Raw genomic sequence first — 23530 nt, forward strand, 5'->3', positions numbered from 1 at the left:
TAGTTTTTGAAGCAAACGGGGCAGTTATTAAAAACTGAATTCATTCCTTTACAGACTCAACTTGAGAATGCTGAGTAAATGCTAAACAAACAGATAATTAATTTTAATTACATTTGAACCCGCGTAAACACTGACAACTATCATAAATACCAACTGCTGATGAACATTTTCGACATCCACAGAAATATCACCGGCGCTTACGAAGAATATATCCGCAGCTTCGTCAATATCAGCGACAAGCGAATCGAACAAGAAGTTGAAAACAGCCTGCTGAAAGGTCTGATCCTTCCCGAACCCCTTGTTCAGTTCAATCCATCTTTCGAGGTAGGCGGATCCATTGATGCGCTGATATCAAAACATGTCCTTAATCAAAAAGTCGGGCATTGCTTCAAAGGCTGGGAACTTTTTAAGCACCAGACCGAAGCCATTGAGATTGGCAGCCGGAATGAGAGTTTTGTCGTAACATCAGGTACCGGATCAGGAAAATCTCTCACATTCCTGGCAACCATTTTCAATCGTATCTTTAATGAGGGTGCTGAGAGAAATGGAATAAAGGCCATTATTGTGTATCCAATGAATGCACTGATCAATTCGCAATACAAGGCGCTTCAGGAATTTGCTGATGCTTATAAGGATAATTCAGGAACTGATTTCCCGATTACCTTTGGGAAATACACAGGCCAGGAAACTGAGGAGGAACGGGATCGCATGAGGCTCAAGCCACCCGATATCCTCCTCACCAACTACATGATGCTCGAATTGATCCTCACTCGTGCCAAAGAGCAAAGATTGGTTGATGCTGCCTATGAGAACCTGCAATTCCTGGTGTTCGACGAATTGCACACCTACAGAGGCAGACAAGGTGCCGATGTCGCTTTACTCATCCGGCGTATCAAAGCCCAGTGTAAAAATAAACACATCGTTTGCATCGGCACATCTGCTACTATGGCTTCTGGCGAAGGCTCATTATTATCTCAGAGGGAGGAGGTTGCTCAGGTGGCAACAAAAATCTTTGGCCAGCCTGTAAAATGGGAAAACGTTGTGGTTGAATCTTTGCGGGTTTCTTTTCAGGGAGAGGATATAACACCGGATGAGTTGCGTTCAGAGATCATCACACTACATCCCTCTTACGAAGAGGAATCTGCACTCAAGGCGAACGGATTTGCCCGCTGGCTTGAACGTAATATCTGCCTCCTTTTCAGGGATGGGAGATGGTTCAGGGCAAAGCCCATATCTTTTCAGGAAATTGTGAAAACTTTGGCTGAGGTTTCTGAGCTACCTGATGACTTATGTGATGAAAAGCTGAAACAATTGCTTTTATGGGCCGACAACATCAACAAGAAAGTAAACGATATCAGGCCCCGACGCTCCTACCTTCCATATAAAATTCATCAATTCATTGCCCAAACAGGTTCGGTTTATGTCTCACTCGACGACCCTGGAACCCGTATCATTTCGCTTGAAGCCAAAAACAAAACTGTCGAGGCCGATGGTAAAATCCCACTCTTTCAGGTAGTCTTCAGTCGGTATTCAGGCCATGAGTTTTTGTGTGTTTCAATAAATCAGGAAACCCTCTCCATCGAGCCATCGCCTTTTAATGCTGGTATGGATGAAGATGAGGAATCAGAAACATCCAACGGCTATCTGCTGATAGAAAAAGAAGGTGCTGAACCAATCTGGGATCCGGTTAACGACCTGGATTACCTGCCTGATTCCTGGTTTAATGTAAACCCGCGTACAAACAGCCGTAACATCAAATCTGAACATAAACCCAAACTCCCACAGGAAATCTATATCTCAAAAGAAGGCTCATACAGAAAATCTCCTGAAGCAGGTTATATTAAGGCCTGGTTTATGTCAGCACCGCTTGCTTTTGACCCGACCAGCCAGACAACCTGGGGCGGAGCTATCAGGGAACCTAACAAACTGGCACGCCTGGGCATTGAAGGCAGAAGTACCGCAACCACGGTACTGTCATTTCTTACCATTAAAGAACTGGCAAATGCAATCCCGGATCAAACTTTTCAGAAATTGCTGTGCTTTACCGATGTAAGGCAGGACGCCTCACTGCAATCCGGCCATTTCAACGATTTTATTCAGATCGGAGTTTTACGTTCGGCCATCTGGAAGGCTGTCAGCACAAACCAATCATTAAATTACGAAGATATTGATCATGCCGTTTTCCGTGTCCTCAACCTGAATCATTCAGAATTTGCCCAGGTGGTGGCTGAAACCGGTACATTCCAATACAATGAGAATGAAAAGGCGCTGAAGCTCTACCTAACATACCGCCTTTTTTATGACCTGCGAAGGGGTTGGCGTGTTATACTCCCAAACCTGGAGCAGGTAGGTCTCATCAAAATTGACTACTCAGGTTTGCGCAACGAAGCCGAAAAAGAAAAATGGAACCAATTGCCCGGTTTTGATGAAATGGATACTGATGAAAAATATAAAATCCTGATGGATACACTGGATTTTTTCAGAACGGCGTTTGCGTTTCATTTTTCGGTTTACGATCAGCATGAATCCAACAAAAAAATCATAGCAGCAAACTTAAAAGCGCCATGGACACTAGATAGCAATGAAGACTTAAGGCTTCCTTTTTATCTCCACATTAATAAGCCACAAACACGGCGACAAAACATTCATACCCAAAGCATCGGCCCACAGAGTGCTTTTGGTAAATACATAAAAGCAAAATTGAAATCAATAGATGTAAACCTTAAGAGCAAAGATGCAGCGGTATGGATATCTGATTTACTTGAAATGTTGAGCAATTCAGGATATCTGAGAAAAGTTAAAGGTTTGCTGGATCAGGATTTATATCAACTGAACGGAACCAGCCTGCTCTGGGTACCCGGTGATGAAAAAACACCCTGGACAGACGATGTACGGGTGAGGAGCGGTCGCAAGCGTGAAGCTTTAGTCAATAAATTCTTCCTGAACTTTTACAAGCAAGACTTCCGAAGCATGAAACCTGTGATAAGTGCTGAGCACACAGGCCAGGTTAGCAATGAGGACAGAAAAAAAGCTGAGGAAGATTTTATCAAAGGTGATGTCAGTGCGTTGTATTGTTCCCCTACCATGGAGTTGGGAGTAGATATTTCGGAGCTGAATGTGGTTCAGATGCGCAATGTGCCGCCAAACCCTGCCAATTATGCCCAGCGCAGCGGCCGCGCAGGAAGGAGTGGTCAGGCTGCACTCATCCTGACTTACTGTGCCAATAACTCACCGCACGACAGGCATTATCTCGACCATAAACAAGAAATGGTGGCGGGTATTGTTAGCCCCCCGAAACTGGATCTTACACAAGAAGAATTAATACGTTCGCATCTTAACGCCTTGTTTCTTTCAAGAACAAACCTCGGTTCACTTAATGATTCCATTGCTGATATCCTTGACCTGTATGTGGATACAGACAAACTGCTCATGAAAGATGATACAATCAACTCTTTAAATCTTGAGGAGCGTGTATTGGAAGAGTTGGAAGGTATTTTTATGAAAGCAATTGCTGATATAATTCCTGAGCTTGAAAAAATGCCTGGTGCATGGTACACAAGCAGTTGGGTGCGTAGAAAATTGGAACAAGCGCCCAATTCATTTGACAGAGCGCTTGACCGTTGGCGTGAGATTTACAAAAAATGTGTTGAGCAATTGGTTGTTTCAGCCGGCATTCTTGCTGACCCCAGAATACCCCGAACTGATGAAAGAAAACGCTCAGCAGATAATGACAGAAAATATGCCGACCGTCAGATTGAGTTATTGAAAAATGAAAGTAAACCCGGACAAAGTAAACAGCTTTCAGAGTTTTATCCTTACAGGTATCTGGCTGCCGAAGGTTTCCTTCCCGGCTATGGATTTACCAAGCTGCCGGTACGGTTGTTTGTTCCCACTGATAAAGGCGGTGAATATATTTCCCGCCCAAAATTTATTGCACTCCGCGAGTTCGGGCCTCAGAATACTGTGTATCACAAAGGCGGTAAGTTCCGTATCAACCAGATGCTCTGGTCTGAAATGGATAACCCGCTGATAGAAGCCAAAATTGCAGTTAAATCTGGATACATTCTGATGAGCGCCGATAGCCAGCGCAATACCTGCCCCATCACCAATGCTGACCTTACTGATAATGCCCAAAAGATTATATTGTCAAACATGATCGAAATCCGTGAATCGCGTGCCGAAATGAATCAACGAATCACTTGTGAAGAGGAAGAGCGTACTATCAGAGGATATGACATCGCAACTGCTTTTTATTTGCAAAGCGGATTAAACAATATAGAAGAGTTGCTGGTGAAGGTAGATGGCGAGGAATGGCTGCGAATGCAGTATCTGCCTGCTGCCCGCATTGTCCAGATAAATAAAAAATGGAGAGTTTCAAAGGAAGGTGATGGCTTTCTCATTGGAAAGAAAACCGGTTTTTGGAAAAGACCCGACCAGCTTGGTGGCGAAAATGCATCAAAAGAAGAAATTGAAAGAATCAGGTTATACACTGAGAATACTGCCGATGCCCTCTACATCCAGCCCACCCGCAATCTAAATCTGAACCCCTTCGAACCGGGCATTATTACCCTGATGTATGCCCTGAAAAGAGCAGTTGAAATACAGTTCCAGGTAGAAAGTAACGAAATGGGTGTTTCGCTTATGGGTACTTCCGAAGAACCCAATATCCTGTTGTTCGAATCTGCCGAAGGAAGCCTGGGTGTGATCGCACAGTTGGTGAAAGATATCCGGTATTTCAAAGCCCTGATCAGCACAGCCTGGGAAATTTGCCATTTCAACAAATCAGAAGAAGAACAACAACGCTATGGCGCTGCATCCTATGCCGACCTGCTGAGCTTTCATAATCAACGCTACCATCAAACCATTGATCGTTTCATTATCAAAGACGCACTGGAAACCCTCATGAATGCTGACGTTCAAATCAAAAGGTCATCCTTGTTTAGGGATTATGAGCACCAGTACAATGAACTGTTGCAGCATATTGATCCCCAATCTTCCACCGAACTCAAATTTCTTCAATACCTTTTTAAAAACAAACTCAGACTACCCGACCACACCCAGGTAAACATGTCGCAATACGGCTGTTATACCATCCCCGATTTTGTCTATTCTGATGAAATTAAAGTCTGTGTATTTTGCGATGGAACCCCGCATGATAGAGCCAGTGTTGCCGAAGGCGACGCCATCAAGCGCGCCTGCCTCGAAGCCCTGGGCTTTGAAGTCATCGTCTGGCATTATGCAACACCCCTCGATGAATTTGTAAAGAAATATCCCCACATTTTTAAAACAGTTAAATCGTGATTGAATATCAAACAGGAAGCATCGTCAAAGTTAGAAACCGCCAGTGGGTGGTGCTGCCGTCGCCCGATCAGGACTTACTCCTGCTTAAGCCGCTTGGCGGCAGCGAAGAAGAAACCATCGGGATTTTCAACGACATTCCTTTCGAACACGACAAGCCCGTTCGCGACAGCTTCCCTTATCCTACTGAGAACAACCTGGGCGATTTTGCCACCGCCCGCCTTTTATACAACGCCTCCCGACTTTCTTTCCGATCCGGCGCCGGTCCCTTCCGCTCTTTCGGTAAGCTCTCGGTAAGGCCGCGCACCTATCAGTTGGTTCCTCTCATCATGGCCCTGAGGCAGGGAACCAAAAGGCTGCTGATTGCCGATGATGTGGGCATTGGTAAAACCATCGAAGCCCTGATGATCGTAAGGGAATTGCTTGACCGTGCCGAGATCAGACGCTTTGCGGTGCTTTGCCTTCCTCACCTTTGCGAGCAGTGGAAGGAAGAACTCCATGATAAATTTGGCATCGAAGCAGAAATCATCCGCTCAGGTACCATGGGCAAGCTCGAAAGGGAAGTGCCCGGCGACCACAGCATTTTCAACTGGTTCCCCCATCAGATTATTTCCATTGATTTCATCAAACAGGAAAAATACAAAAGCCGCTTCATTGCCGAATGTCCTGAAATGATTGTGGTGGACGAAGCCCACACCTGCTCCAGGCCCGATGGCGTATCAATCGGGCAGCACCAGCGTTACAGCCTGCTGCACGAACTGGCCGGATTAGAGGATAAACACATCATCATGCTTACCGCCACACCGCACAGCGGAAAGCAGCAGCAATTCCAATCATTGCTCGGTTTGTTGCGTCCTGAATTTGAAACCCTCGATTTGCTTGAAGGAGATTACGAAAGCAAACGCAGAATTGCAGCCCATTTTGTCCAGCGCCGCCGCAACGACGTTGAAAAATGGTTAGACGAAAACACTCCCTTCCCGAAACGTGAGGCCTTTGAACTGGAATACCGGCTCTCGCCAAACTACTCCCGCTTTTACAACGAAGTCTGGAAATTTGCCCGCGGCATCACCGTTGACAATACCCGCTTGCCCCAGCAGCAGAAAATGCGCTACTGGACGGTGCTTTCGCTCATCCGTGGCGTAATGTCAAGCCCGGATTGCGGCGTGGAAATGCTGAAAAACCGTTTCCTGAAAGCAAACATCGGCGCTGCCGCCGATCCTATGCCCGAAGAGGAGGAAAACCCCGCCATTGATTCTGATTTTGGCGAAGAAAGCGACAACGAACCTTCCGGATTGTTTGCCGTTACCAGTTTCTCATCAGCCGAAGAACGAAGCCTGAAATTCCTGATGGATGAACTCGAAAAGCTGGGCAACCTCCGCGACGACCTGAAAGCCCACACCGCCGCCACCCAACTGGCTTCCTGGATCAGGGAAGGATATAATCCTGTGGTTTTCTGCCGCTTCATTCAAACAGCGAAATATCTTGGACGTGTGGTGGCGCCCTGGCTGCGTGCGCAGTTTAATGATTTGCAGGTAGAAGTGATCACCAGTGAACTGAACGACGATCTGAGGCGTGAAAAAATCACCGAAACCGGAAAATCGCCCAAAAGGCTGATTTTCGCCACCGATTGCCTCAGCGAAGGCATCAACCTGCAGGAGCATTACACTGCCGTGCTGCATTACGACCTGCCCTGGAACCCCAACCGCCTCGAACAACGCGAAGGCCGTATTGACCGCTACGGGCAGCCCAAAGACAAAGTGATCACCACCCTGCTTTTTGGCAAAGACAACCCCATGGATGGCGTGGTGATGCGCGTACTTCTCCAAAAAGCAAGACAAATACGCAGGGCCAACGGCATCACTGTGCCATTTCCCGAAGACAACCAGTCCATCATGGACGCCATTCTGAATGCCGTAATCCTGAATCCATCTGCCATGCAGGAAGTGCAGCAATTGTCGCTTGAGCTGGATATTGACCCTGTTATTAAAGAATCAGAACTTAAAGTCAGTCGCGCTTACGACAAGGCCATCAACGATGAACTCAGGATCAGAAACCTGTTTGCTCAAAATCCCATCGTGAAGGAACTCAACATTGACCGCGACCTTAAAGATACCGACAAAGCCCTGGGCAATCCAAAAACAGTGGACCGTTTTGTCCAGGATGCTTTTTCCTTCCTCGGCGTGCAAATGGAACCTGCAAAGCACGGCTGGCGAATATTTCCATCCCAGCTTCCGGCCATTCTCAAACCCCTGCTGCCCGACGAACGCAACCTCCGCATCACTTTTCACTCACCCGTTCCCTCCGGCTATTACTACATAGGCCGCAATCATGCGCTTGTGGAGCAGTTGTGCCATTACATCCTCAGCCTTGCCTTTATGCACGACGGCAACAAAAAAGTGGCGCGTGCATCGGTATTTGGTTCTGAATCGGTTCAGCAAAAAACCGTGATCGTGCAGTTCAGGGTGCGAAACCATATACGCCAGATAAACGGTTCACACGAATTCCTGGCCGAAGAAATGATGCTCTGGGGCTACAGCGGACATCCCGGAAACGGAAACGAATTAAACCCGGAAGAAGCACGCACATTGTTGATGACTGCCAAAGTACATCGTGACATCCAGCCTGAGCAGCAGGCCGTTTTTCTTGAAAAAGAAATCGAAACCATCCACAACATGCACGAAAGGGTGGATAAGCTGGCGCAGGAACGCGCCGGGGAATTGATTGAAGCGCACGAGCGTTACCGCAAAGCCCTCAAAGCGAAAGAATACGAAATTGGCGCAGTGCTGCCTATGGATATGATCGGCATTTATATTCTCTTACCCGAAATCAACTTGTAAGCATGAACTTCCCATCCATACAGATTTACGGAAACATACTCTCGCCCGACCTGCTCAACCGGCTCGACAGCGACGATAACCTGCCGGGCCAAAAACCAAAGGATTTCAATCTGGAATCCTCCGCCCGTGTGCGTGATGAAATATCCCAGGCATGGTCGCTGGCAATCAATTATTACAAAGGCTACAGGCTAAGGCTCGAAAAATTATCGCCCAACCAGAGCGGCGAATCCGAAACCCGCAACCTGTGGATCACACCGCTGATGAGCCTGTTGGGTTATAACCTGCGCTACGAAAACACCGCCCAAACCATAGCCGGAAAAACCTACCACATCACCGATCCTGCCGCCAACCTCGATGGCTTTCCGCTGATCATTGCCGGATACAACCAGGACCCGGACAAAAAGCCTTACGGCCTTCGCATGTCGCCACACGCCCTGCTGCAGGAATACCTCAACTTCTGCGATGCCCACCTTTTCGGGATGGTAACCAATGGCCGGGTGTTGCGCCTGCTCCGCGACTCCGGACGTATCATCCGCCAGTCGTACGTGGAAATAGACCTTGAGCGCATGTTCGACGAAAACCTCTATGCCGACTTCGCAGCCTTCTTCCGCCTCTTCCATGCGAGCCGAATGCCACAGCAGCAGTTTAACGGCCAGGAAAGTTTCATGGAGCATTACCACCTCGATGCGCTGGAAAGCGGAACCCGCATACGCGAAAACCTCAGCCGCGCGGTGGAAGATGCCATCAAGCTATTTGCCGACGGCTTCCTCAGCCACCCGGCCAACGAGGCGTTGCGCGAAAGCGTGAAAAATGGCGCACTCACTTCCGAATTGTTGTACCGCCTCATGCTGCGCCTGGTGTATCGCCTGCTTTTCCTGATGGTGATTGAGGAACGCAACCTCGTATTCCCGCAGGATGCACAAAAGCAAGGCCGCCGGCTCAGCGATATTTACAACAATTACTACAGCGTGCTCAGGCTGCGCCGCCTTACACGCAATCCTGCCGTGAGAGACCAGCGCTTTAGCGACCTCTGGCAGGGGCTGCTCAATACCTTCCGCCTTTTCGAGACCGGAAAGTACGGCCACCCGCTGGGCATCAAACCGCTCAACGGCGAGTTGTTCGGCCCCGATGCGCTGGAATATGTCAGCGAGGCTAACCTCGGCAACAAAACCCTGCTCACGGCCCTCGAAAAGCTGATGTGGTTCACCAATGCCTCCGGCGCCATGCAGCCCATCAACTACAAGCTGTTGAATGTGGAGGAATTTGGCTCGGTGTATGAAGGCCTGCTCGAATACGACCCTGTTATACCGGCAGTGGGCAACACCTTCACGTTCGATTTTGTATCCGGCAGCGGGCGTTCTTCTTCCGGTTCGCACTACACCCCCGAAGAGCTGGTGCAACCCCTCATCAAACATTCGCTCGACTACCTGCTGGATGACCGCGAAAAGCTGATCAGGCAGGAAACTGAGCAAAAGAAACTGCGGGGCGCCGAAAAAGCCGATGCCCGCGAAGAAGTCATCAAAAAGCACCTGCTCAGCCTCAAAGTTGCTGATATTTCCTGTGGCAGCGGCCATATCCTGCTGAGTGCCGCCCGCCGCATTGCACACCGCTACGCCTGCCTGCTCGAAGAAAGCGACCAGCCCACACCCAGCGGACTGCGCCACGCCATTAGGCTGGTGATTAAAAACTGCATCTACGGAGTGGACAAAAACCCCCTGGCCGTGGAACTTTGCAAGGTAGCCCTCTGGCTCGAAGCCCACAACCCCGGCGAACCCCTCAGCTTCCTGGACCACCGCATCAAATGCGGCGACAGCATAGTTGGCCTGGCGCACCGCGACGAACTGGAAAACGGCATTGCCGACGAAGCCTTTAAAACCCTGCCCGGCGACGACAAAGAGGTGGCTGCCGCCTTCCGCAAACAAAACAAAACCGAACGCATACAAAAAACCCAGCAAAAGCTGGAGTTTGACAAGGAAATTGAAACTGAGCTGAGCGAGGTGATTAAAAAGTTCAGGCTTTTTGAGAACCTGCCCGAGCGCACCCCACTGGAAATAGCCGCCAAAGCCCGTGCCCACCGCGATTATGAAAAAAGTGTGCAGCGCACCCGCCTCAAGCAGATGGCCGATGCGCAGGTAGCCCAGTTCTTTATCCCCAAAATGCCCGAAACCAAGCACCTGCTGATCACCGATTACGATTACCGCAGCCTGCTGCGGCAGGTAAACAAAGGCATTGGTTCCATACAGGAACGCAGGGTTAGTTATGCCGGTGAAGTGTTAGCAGCCCAAAAACGCTTCTTCCACTGGTTTATCGAATTCCCGGAGGTGTTTGCACAAGGTGGATTTGATTGTGTGTTGGGAAATCCGCCGTTCTTAGGTGGACAAAAACTTTCAGGGTATTTTGGAGATCCGTTTTTGGAATGGTTAAAATTCCAGTATGCTCCCATTGGCGCCGTTGACCTTGTAACTTATTTTTTCAGGAGGGTTTTTACAGTTCTCACACATGGTGGCTTCCTGTCGCTAATTTCTACAAATACCATTGCACAGGGGAGGGCGCGGGAGGATGGGCTGGATGTGATTGTAAAAAATGGAGGAACAATTAACCACGCCGTAAAAAGCATGAAATGGCCTGGACTTGCTGCGGTAGAAGTTGCACTGGTTACCATTACCAGGCAAGATTGGAAAGGCAAGTTTACCTTATCGGGTAAAATTGTTAATCAAATTACACCCTATTTGGATGATGCAGAAACTACTGGAAATCCTTTCCCATTGAAACAAAATGAAGGCAAAAGTTTTCAGGGAAGCATTGTGCTGGGTAAAGGTTTTGTGCTGGAACCACACGAAGCCAAAGCATTGATTGCGAAAGACCCTCGCAATAAAGATGTGCTTTTCCCTTACCTGAATGGAGATGACCTGAACAACAACCCCGACCAAAGCCACAGCCGGTGGGTGATCAACTTTTTTGACTGGCCTGAAGAAAAAGCCAAAACCTATCCCGATTGTTATGAAATTATAAAACAATTGGTTAAACCAGAGAGGCAGCTCCAGAAAAATAATTCTGATGGTCTCAGAAGAAAAAAATATTGGTGGCAATATGGTCGAAATCCTATCAGTCTATACCAAACAATAGCTGCATTGGAAAGAGTGTTGGTAAGCTGTAGAGTTTCTAAATATGTAAATCATACTTTTGTTGATTACGATCCGGTATTTGATGTTGCAAATACAGTTGTGGCAAGAAGTAGTTTTTCTGCATACGCTCTTTTACAAAACACATTGCATGAACAATGGGCATGGAAATATGCATCATCCTTAGAAAGTAGGATTAGATATTTAAATGTAGATTGCATAGATACCTTTCCCTTTCCTCAAAATAGCAGCAAATCGCAGAAAGAACAATTTCAAAAAGAAGGAGAAGCCTACTACAAACACCGCCGCCAGCTCATGCTTTCCATGCAATTAGGCCTAACCAAAACCTACAATGCATTTCATGCCCCGGAGGTGCAGCCCGGCATCACCACCGCTGCCCTGCAGGGCAAGGATAAAAAAGCCATCGAAAAGCAATACGGCAAAGAAGTCTGGAACCTCTGGAACCACCTGCAAAGAACCCCCGGCGCCTGCACCATAGAAGAAGCCATCGCCGGCATCGTCCACCTCCGCCAACTCCACGTACAAATGGACAATGCTGTGCTGGAAGCCTACGGGTGGGGAGAAAAGGTGGCTTCGGCAAGCTCAGCCACCGGCTCCCCGGGCACTGAGCCTGTCGAAGTGCCGTCCACTCAGCCTGCCAAAACCCTGGCCACTGAGCCTGTCGAAGTGCCACCCCACCAAACACCAATTAACCAAACCCCAATCAACCTGAACCACAACTTCTACGAAATAGACTACCTCCCCGAAAACGACCGCATCCGCTACACCATCCATCCCGACGCCCGCAAGGAAGTCCTCAAGCGCCTGCTCCAACTCAACCACCAACTCTTCGAGCAGGAAGCCCTCGAAGGCCTCCACAAAGAAGAAACCGTAAGGAAATTCTACGAGCAGAAAGGAACAGCCATCCCCGAGGAGGTGAGCAAATGGTTTAGGAAAGGAAAAGAATATAAGAAACCCAAAACCATAAAAGCAAATGTTAATGAGGCAAATATAGGATACGGAAATTTATTTACTGATTAGTAATACTTTTGCATTATGATACGATCCATACACATCAAAAATTTCAAAGCCTGGGCTGATAGCAGAAAAATCAGGCTTGCACCGCTCACCATTTTTTGTGGGAATAACAGTAGCGGAAAATCATCGCTTGCCCAGTTTATGCTTATGCTTAAACAAACGGTTGAATCGTACGACAGGCAAAGAGTATTGCACCTGGGCGATGATAAAGCGATGATTGATCTGGGTACTTACAAAGATTTAATCTTCAATCATGACACAGATCAGCGCCTGGAGTTCTCGTTTGATTTCGATGCCTTGCCGCCCATAAAAGTGGTTGATGCAGTGAAGCAGGAAAACAAAGGTGTTTTCAGTAACCTGTATTTTGAAGCACAAGTATCTTTTGACCGAAAAAATTCAAAAACCCAGTTGGATCAAATGAAATACACATTGTACAATGGAGAAGTTATTTCATTTCTGCTTCAGTTGGATCAGGGTGGGTATCGTCTTGAAAGTGAAAATTATGTGGCTGTACGTCAGAAAGGCCGTGCCTGGAGATTACCTGCTCCGGAGAACTTTTTTGGTTTTCCTGACGAAGCCATTGCTTACTATCAAAATACAGGATTTCTCAACGATTTGTCGCTGGCAATCAAAAACCTGTTTAAAAGCATCTACTATGTAGGGCCGCTGCGTGAACATCCTGAAAGATTCTATCAGTTTTCAGGAGAGGAGCCACCGGATGTTGGTTCAAAAGGCAAACTTGCAATCAACGCCTTGCTTGCTGCCAAAGAAAGGAAAATTGCCCGTGGCTTTAAAGCCCGTGCCGAAACTTTTGAAATGTTGGTAGCAAGGTGGCTAAAACAAATGGGATTGATTGACAGCTTTTCTGTCAGACCTATTTCGGAAGGGCGCAAAGAATATGAGGTAAGAATTAAAATTCAGCCCGGCGCTCCAGAGGTTTTGATTACCGATGTTGGGTTTGGTATTTCGCAGGTATTACCTGTTTTGGTGCAGTGTTTTTATGTACAGCCAGATTCCACCTTATTTTTCGAACAGCCTGAAATTCATTTGCATCCATCAGTTCAGTCGCACCTTGGCGATTTGTTCATCGAGGCCACACAAGCCAGGGAAAAGGGTAAAGACCGCAACATTCAGGTCATCGTAGAATCTCACTCTGAGCACCTAATCAGAAGGATTCAGCGCAGAATTGCCGAAGATGTTATCAAGCCCGAAGATGTGGCACTGTATTTCATTCGCCAGCAAAAGGGCAAAGCTGTCATCGAAGAGATGAACCTTGATATTTTTGGCAATATCACCAACTGGCCCGAAAACTTTTTCGGCAACGATCTTGAAGATTTAGCCGCTATGACAAGGGCTGCAAGAGATAAAAAAAGAAATCAGCAGAATGGATGAATTTGTGGTGGACACCAATGTGCCTCTGATTGCCAGAGGTGAGTCGCATATGTCAACAGATTGTGAGCTGGCTTGTGCCCGGTTCATTGAAAATTTTTTGAGAGGAAGACAAATTTTGGTGATTGACGATGACTTTGAGCTGATTGGCGAATACATGAACCAAATTCCATTGTCGGGTCCTGTTAATTTTGCCAACCGTTTCCTGAAATGGCTATTTGAAAACCAGGGTAATTCACACCGGGTAAAGCAAGTGAAAATCAACCTTTACGACTCCGGATCAAATGAGGAAAATCTTAAAGGCCTATTAGCTATAAATATTGATCCCTCTGATTTAAAGTTTATTGCTGTTGCTTTTGCCAACTTTGGCAAAGCACCCATTGCCGAAGCATCCGACAGCAAATGGATTGGATGGGAAAGAGCACTCCATGACCTGGGTATTAAAGTTGATTTTCTTTGCAAGCGGGAATTAGCTGAGATTTTCCAAAAAAAGATGGGATAGCTTTTTAAATGGATTTACAATGCTAAACTTCCTATGGTAGTAATTCTGTAAACAAGCCTCAAACAAAATGTGTCAATACTAAATCATCAGCAAGGCCTGTATGGGTGCTCACAAGACAGGAATTAGATAAAGATTGATGCGAAGTAAGATAAAGAGAGGCAGTATGTAATTGATTATATGGTTGTTAAACTAAGACAGACGGTTTGTTTTAAGATAGACACAAGACAGTAGATTAGACTATCAAGGCCAATGAAACAGAAATTAGCAAATACGACGAATACCGCCCCCGCCGCTTCTTTCAGGAAGGCGGCTTACCGGCTGGGAAACGGAAGCCCCTGCTGAAAATAAACCTGTTAACAAACACAAGTTGATGAAACTATTTGACAACGAAACAATTTAATAACTGAAGCAATGAGCGAACTTGCCCTGCACTTCATCAAAGAAAAATACGAATTAACGAAGCCAAAGCTATTTTAACCATTGCCGGCTTTCATAAAAATGGTTAATTGACCGGGTATGACTCTTTACAAATACTGACTCATAATTATTAGCAACACTATCTTATGTGTTTTAAATTCAATTCATTATTTAGTAAATCCCGGCCTGATAAGAAATATCCGTTCAGTTCATGCGTTAAAATCGCTGCTTTGAAAACATGACCGGCTTGATGAATGATACCATTAAAGTGTAAATTTGCCGTATGAGTATTGCTAAATTGAAAAATGCTCCTTTAAAGGAGGTGATTTTTGAACTTCACTGGCATGAAGATACGGATGCATTAGGCACACCGTACGATGCTGGTTTTGACCTGGCGCAGGGTAAACTTGCCGATAAACTTAAATTCACTTATCCTGTGCATAAAAAATTGATTCCTGATGGAGTTCCTTTTAAAGTATTCGGCGCTCCCATACATCAATATTGGAAAGCAGAGTTTCAATGGCCTGTAATTCAACATGGACAAGGCATTTTAGCTATTAATGAAAATGAGGTAGGCTATGAATGGGAAAAAACTTACAAGCCTACCGTACTGCACGCGATTGATCTCCTCATTTCAGCATACGATGACCCTCTTAGATTCAACGGCATGATTCTGAAGTACATTGATGCTTATGATGTTGAAGAACTGGAGCCCCTGATATTTGTGAAAGAAAACCTGCAAACAGATCTAAAAACAGGGTATAAACATCCGGGTAATCTCAGGAATTTTAATGTTTCCCAGGTTTTTGAATTGGAGAACGGCTCTTTAATGTATCTGAATATTGCCAATGGAACTAACAATAAAAACAACAAACCATCGATTATCTGGTCAACTACTGTTGAAAAAAGATTCAATTTTACAAACAAAGAAATAGAACCCTGGCTTGAAAGTGCCCATAAAGCAACGTCTGCCATGTTCAAAAACATGCTAAAACCTGAATTTTATGCAAGCCTTGATAGATAATTATACTACTCAGTGCCTGGAAAGCCCTGATATATCAACCGTACCGGAAACCTATAAGTTTAAACACCTCTCCGGGATTTTTACCAATAGTGTGGTTGTTTCTCAACAGAATATTCTTTCACTTAACCAAAGGGTATTTCAACTTTTAGATGAGTTTGAATTGCTTGATGAAAACTGGGATCAGGACGATGCATTAAAGCCATCTGTTAAGGCTATTGTAAATGCGCGTACTATTACCAGAATTCTTAGCAAGCATGGCCAACCAGTTTATCACACTGCTCCCGGCCCAAATGGTGAAATAATGCTTGATATTAGAAACAGAGTGAAAAATAAATCCTTTGAGCTCATATTCTATAACGATCGTACAGTAGCCGTTACTTTTCCTGAAGAAGGCCAGCCTAAGCAAATGTCGTTTTCAACTGATATCCTGCCAGATTTACTTAAATGGTTGAACTCAAAATAGTGCTTGATGGAAAAGCTTTTGCTTGTTAATGCTGAGGAATGGTTGTTTCGCAGAGGTTATTCTACTCCCGAAAAAAAATACATGAATCCTGATGGCACTGCTACTTCAAGGGTTTTCAAATTGAGACCAAAAGATAACGGTAGGCTTTCAGTAGATGTAAAATCACTAACCTCTACTCATCAAGCAATACAAGATCCCAAAAAGTATTTTCTTTTCGAAATTCATAATGCTAAAGTAATTAGTCTTGGTTTGGCAACATTTCATGATCCCCTTCCTGATGGCTCAAACGAAGCCCATGCGTTTATCTCAGGAATGCAACAAGACGATGAAATTACACCCGGACTACTTGCAAAAAATAGCAGAAGGGTTTACTTAAATTAATAAAGCACCATGTTGTACTATTTTGATGGCGTGTTATGACCTGAACATTCATTCCCTGATAATTTTCACTTGCAAAATGAAAAATATCGGATAATTTTCATTTGCAAGGTTATTATTATCTTTGGGGAAAATTTGGAAATCATGGTTAAAATATTGCACAGAAAACTATACTCATCTGTTATACAGCAAATTGAAGAGAAAGAATTTGCAATAATAACCGGCGCGAGGCAAACCGGAAAAACAACAATACTGAAACAGGTCTACGACTTTTTGCAAAAGAACGGAAGGAGCGCATTTTACCTTACACTTGAGGATCCTGATGTATTGTCGCGACTTAATCAACATCCTGAGCATGTTTTTGATTTTGTGATACGGCCGAATGGGGATAAGATATTTTTACTGCTCGATGAAGTTCAGTATCTTGATAAGCCATCGAATTTTCTGAAACTTCTTTTTGACAAGCACCATGAAACGCTGAAAATAATCGCAACAGGCAGCAGCGCATTTTATCTCGATAAGAAATTTACTGATTCGCTTGCAGGTCGAAAGAAGCTATTCGATCTTTTCACGCTTGATTTTGAAGAATTTCTGCATTTCAAAACTGAGGATGAATCACTGAGGATTGAGTTGGATAGGATCAGAACGAACGAAAACTATATCTCGGCAAGGCAAAAAGAGCTGGAAAGTTTTATGAATGAATACATGACTTACGGAGGATATCCGGCAGTTGTTCTGGCTGACAATGAGCAAAAGAAAACCGAAATCCTGAAAGAGTTGACCGGCTCATTTCTCAAGCGCGACATTGCCGAAGCCCAAATTCAGGATCAGGAGAAGTTCTACCGGCTTTTATTGATACTTGCCGATCAAACCGGCTCACTGTTAAACATGAACGAACTCTCACGACTGCTTTCACTATCGGTTACGGCAGTGGAGAATTATATCTTTGTATTGCAGAAGTGTTTCCATATCAGGCTTTTAAAGCCCTTTTACAAGAATATCCGCAAAGAATTAACCAAAATGCCCAAAGTCTATTTCAATGATATGGGGTTCAGAAACGTACTTCTGAAACTTTTCATTCCGGTTGAGCTGAGACTGGACAAGGGAGCACTGATCGAAAATTACGCGGTCATCAGGGCGGTGAGTAAATATGGAAGCGATGCAGTGAGGTTTTGGAGAACAACGGAAGGGAATGAGATTGATATGGTGGTTACCACCACTTTTAATAAGGGGTTGGCCATCGAGGTAAAATATGATGCTCAACATTTTAATCCGTCAAAATACCAGAAATTTGTTGCTTTTTATCCCGGTTACGTTCTGTCGTACCGCGCTTTGAGGGCGGCTGAAAGCCAACATTCGTTGCTGGGGTTTTGAAAGATTGCAAAATGGCCGGTTGGGAAACTAAATGAGGATTTTTCTTCCGGGTAAATTTTTCCCGGGCATCAGCAAGCAATCCAGCTTTAGACTTTACTCATGTCAATCTCAAAGTGTACCGGTTTTTCCATGGTGCTGCAGTGGAGCACGCATTGATCGCAAATGGAAAGTTCGCCACGAAGTCTTTTTTTCACCATGTCGTCAATCCTGATTTTGAGCGGCTCAATGTTGATGTGGTTGATCACTTCGGCGGCGAAGGCGTACATAAGCAGCAGCCTGGCATTGGCTTCACCGATTCCTCTCGATTTGAGATAGAACATGGCGTTTTGGTCTAATTGACCTATGGTGGCGCCATGGCTGCATTTTACATCGTCGGCATAAATCTCGAGAAACGGTTTGGTGTTCACGGTGGCTTTATCAGTGAGCAAAATGTTTTTGTTGTTCTGATAAGCGTTGGTCTTTTGCGCATCGCGCCTAACCATTATGTGGCCGTTGAATACTGCGCTGGCGCTATCATCGAGAATACCCTTGAACAGTTCATTACTCTGGCAATTGGGATATGCATGATCGACAAACACCTGGTTATCCACGTGTTGGGTGCGATCCATCAGGTAAACCCCCATGATGTTGGCTTCGCAGTTTTCGCCGTTGAGCAGCACGTAATTTTCGTTCCTGATCAGCCCGCCATTGAATGTGATGCCATTGGTTGTCAGCCTGGAGTCTCTTTCGAGATTAAAAAACACGGTATTTATAAGGGTTGAGGCATTATTTTTATTTTGGAGTTTGTAGTGATCCAGTGAGGAGTTCCGATCGAGAAAAACTTCGGTTACGGTGTTGGTAAAACTTTGCTGCTGATCAACGGAATCGTCGCATTGAACCAGTTGAAGTTTGGCATTGCGGCCCAGTACAATAAGGTTTCGGTTCTGAATAAATATGCTCTTGTCATGCTGAATAATATTAACCATTTGCATTGGGACATCAACCTGCACATTATCCGGTACATAAATAAACGTTCCGTCGGTGGCAAATGCAGTATTGAGCGCAACCATACTGCTCCTGCTAACGTCAGCAACCGAGCCGAGATATTTGTTAATGATCTCAGGATGGTGCTTTTTGGCTGCATTCAAACTTCCAATGATCACACCCTGGGGTGTAATTTTCACAGATCCGTTTTCTGATACAAACCAACCGTTGAGTTGTGAAATCATGTCGGTAGCCAGGTGCGGGATATTACACTGAAAAATCCGGCTCAGGTCGATGCCGGAACTGAAGGATGGTTTAAAATGATAGCTGTAATCAGCTTCAAGCATTTTTGAAAGATCAGTATCTCTCCATTTCTCCAGTTTGGTTGTGGGAAATCCGGCAGCTTTAAAGGACTCAAGCGACTGTTTACGCTTTAAGATCATCTCAGGTGAATCATTTACAAAAATGACTTTCTGGTTTTCCTCAAACAGTTGGATGATTTTTTCTTTCAATGACTGATGTTTAACTGTGGTTTCCATCGTTAGAAATTTTCTTTTTTAATCCAGTCATAACCTTTGGCCTCGAGCTCAAGCGCCAGTTCCTTTCCGCCTGATTTTACAATTCTTCCGTCATACAGTACATGCACAAAATCGGGAACTATAAAATCGAGCAGGCGTTGATAGTGGGTGATGACGACTGTAGCATTTTCGGGCTTTTTGAGCGAGTTCACACCGTTGGCCACCACTTTAAGGGCGTCAATGTCAAGGCCTGAGTCGGTTTCGTCGAGGATGGCCAGCTCAGGCTGAAGCATGGCCATTTGGAAAATTTCGTTTTTCTTTTTCTCTCCACCCGAAAAGCCTTCATTTACCGATCGGTTGGTCAACTTAGACTGAATGCCTACCAGGTTTTTAGCTTCTTCCATTGTTTTCAGGAACTCGGCAGCCGTGATCGGGTCAAGACCTTTGTAGCTTCTTATTTCGTTGATGGCAGTGCGCATAAAGTTTACGATGCTCACCCCGGGAATTTCCACAGGGTATTGAAATCCAAGAAATATCCCTTCGCGGGCGCGGTCCTCAATGGGCATTTCCCGCAGGTCTTTTCCTTTATAAATAATTTCGCCTTCGGTCACTTCGAACACGTCATCCCGGCCCGCAATCACTGCTGCCAGGGTTGACTTTCCTGTGCCATTCGGCCCCATAATGGCGTGAACTTCACCAGCCTGAACTTCGAGATTCAGTCCTCTTATGATCTCTTTTCCATTTATCGAAACGTGCAAATTCTTAATTGATAGCATTTTTATTGTGATTTAACCCGCAATTGGGAGCATTTAAATTTTTACTTCTTAATTCTTAATCTGTTAATCTTCAATCTCAAATCAAATTATCATTAGCCAACACTGCCTTCAAGGCTAATCGACAGTAGTTTCTGCGCCTCAACTGCAAACTCCATCGGCAATTGCCTGAGTACTTCTCTGGCGTAACCGTTAACGATCAGCCCGATGGCGCTTTCCTCACTGATCCCGCGCTGCTGGCAATAAAACAACTGGTCTTCGGAAATCTTCGAAGTTGTTGCTTCATGCTCTACAATCGACGATCTGTTTTCGTTCTGGATGTAGGGAAACGTATGTGCTCCGCATTTGCTGCCAAGCAGCAGAGAGTCACATTGAGTAAAGTTCCTCGAGTTTTCGGCGCGACGGGAAATTTTTACCAGGCCGCGGTAACTGTTGTTGCTATATCCTGCGGAAATCCCTTTGGAAATGATCGTGCTTTTGGTGTTTTTACCCAAATGGATCATCTTTGAGCCGGTATCGGCCTGTTGGTAATTGTTTGTGACGGCTACCGAGTAAAATTCACCCACTGAGTTGTCGCCCAGAAGAATACAACTTGGGTATTTCCATGTAATTGCCGAGCCGGTCTCCACCTGTGTCCATGAAATTTTGGAGTTGGCGCCACGGCATATCCCTCGTTTAGTCACGAAATTGTAAATTCCGCCTTCTCCTTTTTTGTTCCCCGGGTACCAGTTTTGAACAGTCGAGTATTTCACCTGGGCATCTTTCAATGCAACGATTTCCACCACAGCGGCGTGCAGTTGGTTTTCGTCACGCTGAGGAGCGGTACAGCCTTCCATATAGCTCACATAGCTCTCTTCATCGCCAATGATCAACGTGCGCTCAAACTGACCTGTGTTGGCGGCATTGATCCTGAAATAGGTGGAGAGTTCAACCGGACAACGCACCCCTTTGGGGATATAGCAGAATGATCCGTCGGTGAAAACTGCAGAGTTGAGCGCTGCAAAATAATTGTCAGTATAAGGTACTACCGAACCCATGTATTTTTTTACCAGCTCCGGATGATTTTGTACCGCCTCGCTGAACGAGCAAAAGATAATTCCATGTTTTTCCAAAGTTTTCGAAAAAGTAGTTTTTACCGAAACGCTATCCATTACTGCATCTACTGCCACCCCGCTTAAACGTTTTTGTTCTTCGAGCGAAATGCCAAGCCTGTTGAATGTATCGAGCAATTCTGGGTCAACTTCATCGAGGCTTTGCAACTCCTTCTTCTGTTTTGGAGCTGCATAATAAATAATTTCATTGTAGTCAATCGGCGGAATAGTAAGGTGTGCCCATTCAGGGTTTTTCATCGTCAACCAGTAACGGTAAGCCTTCAGGCGAAACTCAAGCATCCATTCAGGTTCGTTCTTCCTGGAAGAAATAAACCGGATAATGTCTTCATCCAGCCCCTTGGGGGCCATGTCCATCTCAATATCCGTGTAAAAACCATATTTGTATTCACCCGAAGTGACTTGTTCAATGATCTGATTGTCATTACCTGCCATAGTAAAACTTTGATTTGATGAGGTAAATTTGATTTTAAAAATGCAAAAGTAGTATATTTAAGCCCTTGAGTACTCAATTCTTAAACATTTTGCAGAGTAAATGGTTCAGTGGTTGCAGGATGATGTAAATGCTGGATTCCCACAATAAAAAATGGAATTGTTACTTTTACCACCTAATCACAATATGATCATTGATTATGTCAGAAGAAAAGAGTAAAACCCCACTAACCATTGCTGAATTGGGAGAATTTGGTTTGATAGATGTTTTAACAAAAAACCTGAGCCTGACCCGCCCCAATACGGTTGCCGGGGTGGGCGATGATGCCGCTGTGATTGATATTGGTGAAAAATATCTGCTCGTCAGCAAAGACCTGCTGCTCGAAGGCATCCATTTCGACATGACTTACCAGCCACTCCGTCATCTGGGCTATAAAGCAATTACAGTCAACCTTTCGGATATCTGCGCAATGAATGGCACGCCGACGCATGTGCTTGTCGGTATTGGTATTTCGAGCCGTTACACACTTGAGGCCATTGAGGAAATTTATACCGGAATGCGGATGGCTTGCGAAAAATTTAAGGTGGACTTCGTGGGCGGCGATACAACCAGCAGCGTTCAGGGATTGGTTCTTTCAGTAACTGCCATTGGTACCGTGGAAAAAGACCGGGTTGTATATCGCGGGCCTGCACTGCAAAATGAGCTTCTTTGTGTTTCAGGCAACCTGGGTGGAGCTTATGCCGGGTTATTGATCCTGGAACGCGAAAAAGCTGAGTTTAAAGCCAACCCTAACATGCAACCCGATCTACAGGGAAACGAGTATGTGCTTGAACGCTTTCTAAAACCCGAGCCAAGAGAGGACATTGTTCTCCTTTTGCGCGAATTGAAAGTCAAACCCACGGCAATGATTGACATTTCCGACGGACTGGGTTCGGAAATAAAACACATCTGCAAACATTCCGACCTGGGTTGTACAGTTTACGAAGACAAAATCCCGATTGATCAGCAAACCTACGACATTGCCAGGTCTTTCAAAATGGATCCGACCATGTATACGCTTAATGGTGGTGAGGATTACGAATTGCTTTTCACTATCCGGCAGGAGGACTTCGAAAAAATAAAGAATATTCCCGAAATTACTGTAATTGGCCACATGACGGATAAAAATTCCGGAATCAACTTAGTCACCAAATCAGGCGTTTTGGTAGAAATCAAAGCACAAGGCTGGGATCATCTGAAAAAGTGAAAAAACAGGATCAACATAGCAAAACTGTTAAGAACATTGTCCGGACATTACCAGACCAACCTGGCGTTTACCAGTTTTTCGACGACAAAGAGAAAATCATTTATATCGGTAAGGCCAAATCGCTCAAGAAGAGAGTGGCTTCGTACTTTAACAAAGACACAGGCTTGTCGGGAAAAACTTCAGTGATGGTAAAAAAAATCGCTGATATCCGGCACATTGTAGTCAGTTCCGAACTTGATGCCCTGCTGCTCGAAAATAATCTGATTAAAAAATACCAGCCGCGTTACAACGTCAACCTGAAAGATGACAAATCGTTCCCGTGGATTTGTGTAAAAAACGAACGCTTCCCAAGGGTTTTCCCCACGCGAAATATCATCCATGACGGATCTTTCTATTTTGGCCCGTATGCATCGGTTCGCATGATGAATACGCTTCTTGATCTGGTTCGGCAGCTATACAAATTGCGTAATTGTTCATTGAATCTATCCGAAAAAAATATCGAAGCCCGTAAGTTCAGGGTTTGTCTCGAATACCATCTTGGTAACTGCAAAGGCCCATGCGAAGGGTTACAGGAAGCAGAAGAGTACAACGCTTCGATTCTCGAAATCAAGGAAATTCTGAAAGGAAACATCAGTAATGTATTAGG

Annotated in this window: 14 protein-coding genes; 11 read left to right on the top strand and 3 right to left on the bottom strand. The window is 45.3% G+C overall.

The window, feature by feature from the left end; translation table 11 throughout:
* Window positions 1-159: 159 nt before the first annotated feature.
* From IH598_16090 to IH598_16130, 9 genes are all read left to right on the top strand, one after another.
* Window positions 160-5301 carry a DEAD/DEAH box helicase gene (locus IH598_16090; GenBank protein ID MBE0640037.1) on the top strand — a complete coding sequence of 1714 codons (5142 nt, stop codon included), beginning with the start codon at window positions 160-162 and terminating at the stop codon, window positions 5299-5301.
* Entirely contained in the window at window positions 5298-8135 is a 2838-nt protein-coding gene (locus IH598_16095) for a DEAD/DEAH box helicase family protein (protein MBE0640038.1), read from the top strand. Before IH598_16090 ends, IH598_16095 begins: the two co-directional genes overlap by 4 nt.
* Before the next feature lie 2 nt (window positions 8136-8137).
* Entirely contained in the window at window positions 8138-12298 is a 4161-nt protein-coding gene (locus tag IH598_16100) for a restriction endonuclease (GenBank protein ID MBE0640039.1), read from the top strand.
* A 15-nt stretch (window positions 12299-12313) separates the two neighbouring features.
* Entirely contained in the window at window positions 12314-13687 is a 1374-nt protein-coding gene (locus IH598_16105) for a DUF3696 domain-containing protein (protein MBE0640040.1), read from the top strand.
* Complete coding sequence (locus IH598_16110; GenBank protein MBE0640041.1) at window positions 13680-14186, top strand: hypothetical protein; 507 nt, start codon at window positions 13680-13682, stop codon at window positions 14184-14186. Before IH598_16105 ends, IH598_16110 begins: the two co-directional genes overlap by 8 nt.
* Window positions 14187-14886: 700 nt before the next feature.
* Window positions 14887-15627, top strand: a complete 741-nt coding sequence (locus IH598_16115; GenBank protein ID MBE0640042.1) for a TIGR04255 family protein — start codon at window positions 14887-14889, stop codon at window positions 15625-15627.
* Window positions 15608-16090 carry a hypothetical protein gene (locus tag IH598_16120; protein MBE0640043.1) on the top strand — a complete coding sequence of 161 codons (483 nt, stop codon included), beginning with the start codon at window positions 15608-15610 and terminating at the stop codon, window positions 16088-16090. The genes IH598_16115 and IH598_16120 overlap by 20 nt, the downstream gene beginning before the upstream one ends.
* Window positions 16091-16096: 6 nt before the next feature.
* A complete protein-coding gene (locus tag IH598_16125) occupies window positions 16097-16471 on the top strand; it encodes a hypothetical protein (GenBank protein ID MBE0640044.1) in 375 nt (124 codons plus the stop codon).
* Window positions 16472-16612: 141 nt separating this feature from the next.
* Window positions 16613-17842 carry an ATP-binding protein gene (locus IH598_16130; protein MBE0640045.1) on the top strand — a complete coding sequence of 410 codons (1230 nt, stop codon included), beginning with the start codon at window positions 16613-16615 and terminating at the stop codon, window positions 17840-17842.
* A gap of 86 nt (window positions 17843-17928) precedes the next feature.
* Here the strand turns inward: IH598_16130 and sufD are convergent, their stop codons facing one another.
* The 3 genes from sufD to sufB form a co-directional block, all read right to left on the bottom strand.
* Complete coding sequence (gene sufD / locus IH598_16135; protein ID MBE0640046.1) at window positions 17929-19344, bottom strand: Fe-S cluster assembly protein SufD; 1416 nt, start codon at window positions 19342-19344, stop codon at window positions 17929-17931.
* A 2-nt stretch (window positions 19345-19346) separates the two neighbouring features.
* Window positions 19347-20099, bottom strand: a complete 753-nt coding sequence (sufC, locus tag IH598_16140) for a Fe-S cluster assembly ATPase SufC (GenBank protein ID MBE0640047.1) — start codon at window positions 20097-20099, stop codon at window positions 19347-19349.
* Window positions 20100-20191: 92 nt separating this feature from the next.
* Entirely contained in the window at window positions 20192-21640 is a 1449-nt protein-coding gene (sufB, locus tag IH598_16145; GenBank protein ID MBE0640048.1) for a Fe-S cluster assembly protein SufB, read from the bottom strand.
* 197 nt (window positions 21641-21837) lie between these two features.
* On the opposite strand from sufB, the gene thiL reads away from it, so the two are divergent.
* On the top strand, window positions 21838-22884 hold the full coding sequence (gene thiL / locus IH598_16150; protein ID MBE0640049.1) for a thiamine-phosphate kinase: 1047 nt from the start codon (window positions 21838-21840) through the stop codon (window positions 22882-22884).
* Window positions 22881-23530 (top strand): GIY-YIG nuclease family protein (locus tag IH598_16155; protein MBE0640050.1); only part of this gene is annotated, 650 nt, incomplete at its 3' end. The genes thiL and IH598_16155, both read left to right, overlap by 4 nt.

The organism is Bacteroidales bacterium (assembly GCA_014860585.1).
In the GTDB taxonomy this organism is placed as follows: Bacteria; Bacteroidota; Bacteroidia; order Bacteroidales; family 4484-276; genus RZYY01.

What these genes read in the sequence shown, in the direction of transcription:
- IH598_16090 (MBE0640037.1), top strand. Translation starts at nt 160, where the DNA reads ATGAACATTTTCGACATCCACAGAAATATCACCGGCGCTTACGAAGAA.
- sufB (MBE0640048.1), bottom strand. Translation starts at nt 21,640, where the DNA reads ATGGCAGGTAATGACAATCAGATCATTGAACAAGTCACTTCGGGTGAA.
- IH598_16110 (MBE0640041.1), top strand. Translation starts at nt 13,680, where the DNA reads ATGGATGAATTTGTGGTGGACACCAATGTGCCTCTGATTGCCAGAGGT.
- IH598_16105 (MBE0640040.1), top strand. Translation starts at nt 12,314, where the DNA reads ATGATACGATCCATACACATCAAAAATTTCAAAGCCTGGGCTGATAGC.
- IH598_16130 (MBE0640045.1), top strand. Translation starts at nt 16,613, where the DNA reads ATGGTTAAAATATTGCACAGAAAACTATACTCATCTGTTATACAGCAA.
- IH598_16115 (MBE0640042.1), top strand. Translation starts at nt 14,887, where the DNA reads ATGAGTATTGCTAAATTGAAAAATGCTCCTTTAAAGGAGGTGATTTTT.
- IH598_16100 (MBE0640039.1), top strand. Translation starts at nt 8,138, where the DNA reads ATGAACTTCCCATCCATACAGATTTACGGAAACATACTCTCGCCCGAC.
- IH598_16125 (MBE0640044.1), top strand. Translation starts at nt 16,097, where the DNA reads ATGGAAAAGCTTTTGCTTGTTAATGCTGAGGAATGGTTGTTTCGCAGA.
- IH598_16120 (MBE0640043.1), top strand. Translation starts at nt 15,608, where the DNA reads ATGCAAGCCTTGATAGATAATTATACTACTCAGTGCCTGGAAAGCCCT.
- thiL (MBE0640049.1), top strand. Translation starts at nt 21,838, where the DNA reads ATGTCAGAAGAAAAGAGTAAAACCCCACTAACCATTGCTGAATTGGGA.
- sufC (MBE0640047.1), bottom strand. Translation starts at nt 20,099, where the DNA reads ATGCTATCAATTAAGAATTTGCACGTTTCGATAAATGGAAAAGAGATC.
- sufD (MBE0640046.1), bottom strand. Translation starts at nt 19,344, where the DNA reads ATGGAAACCACAGTTAAACATCAGTCATTGAAAGAAAAAATCATCCAA.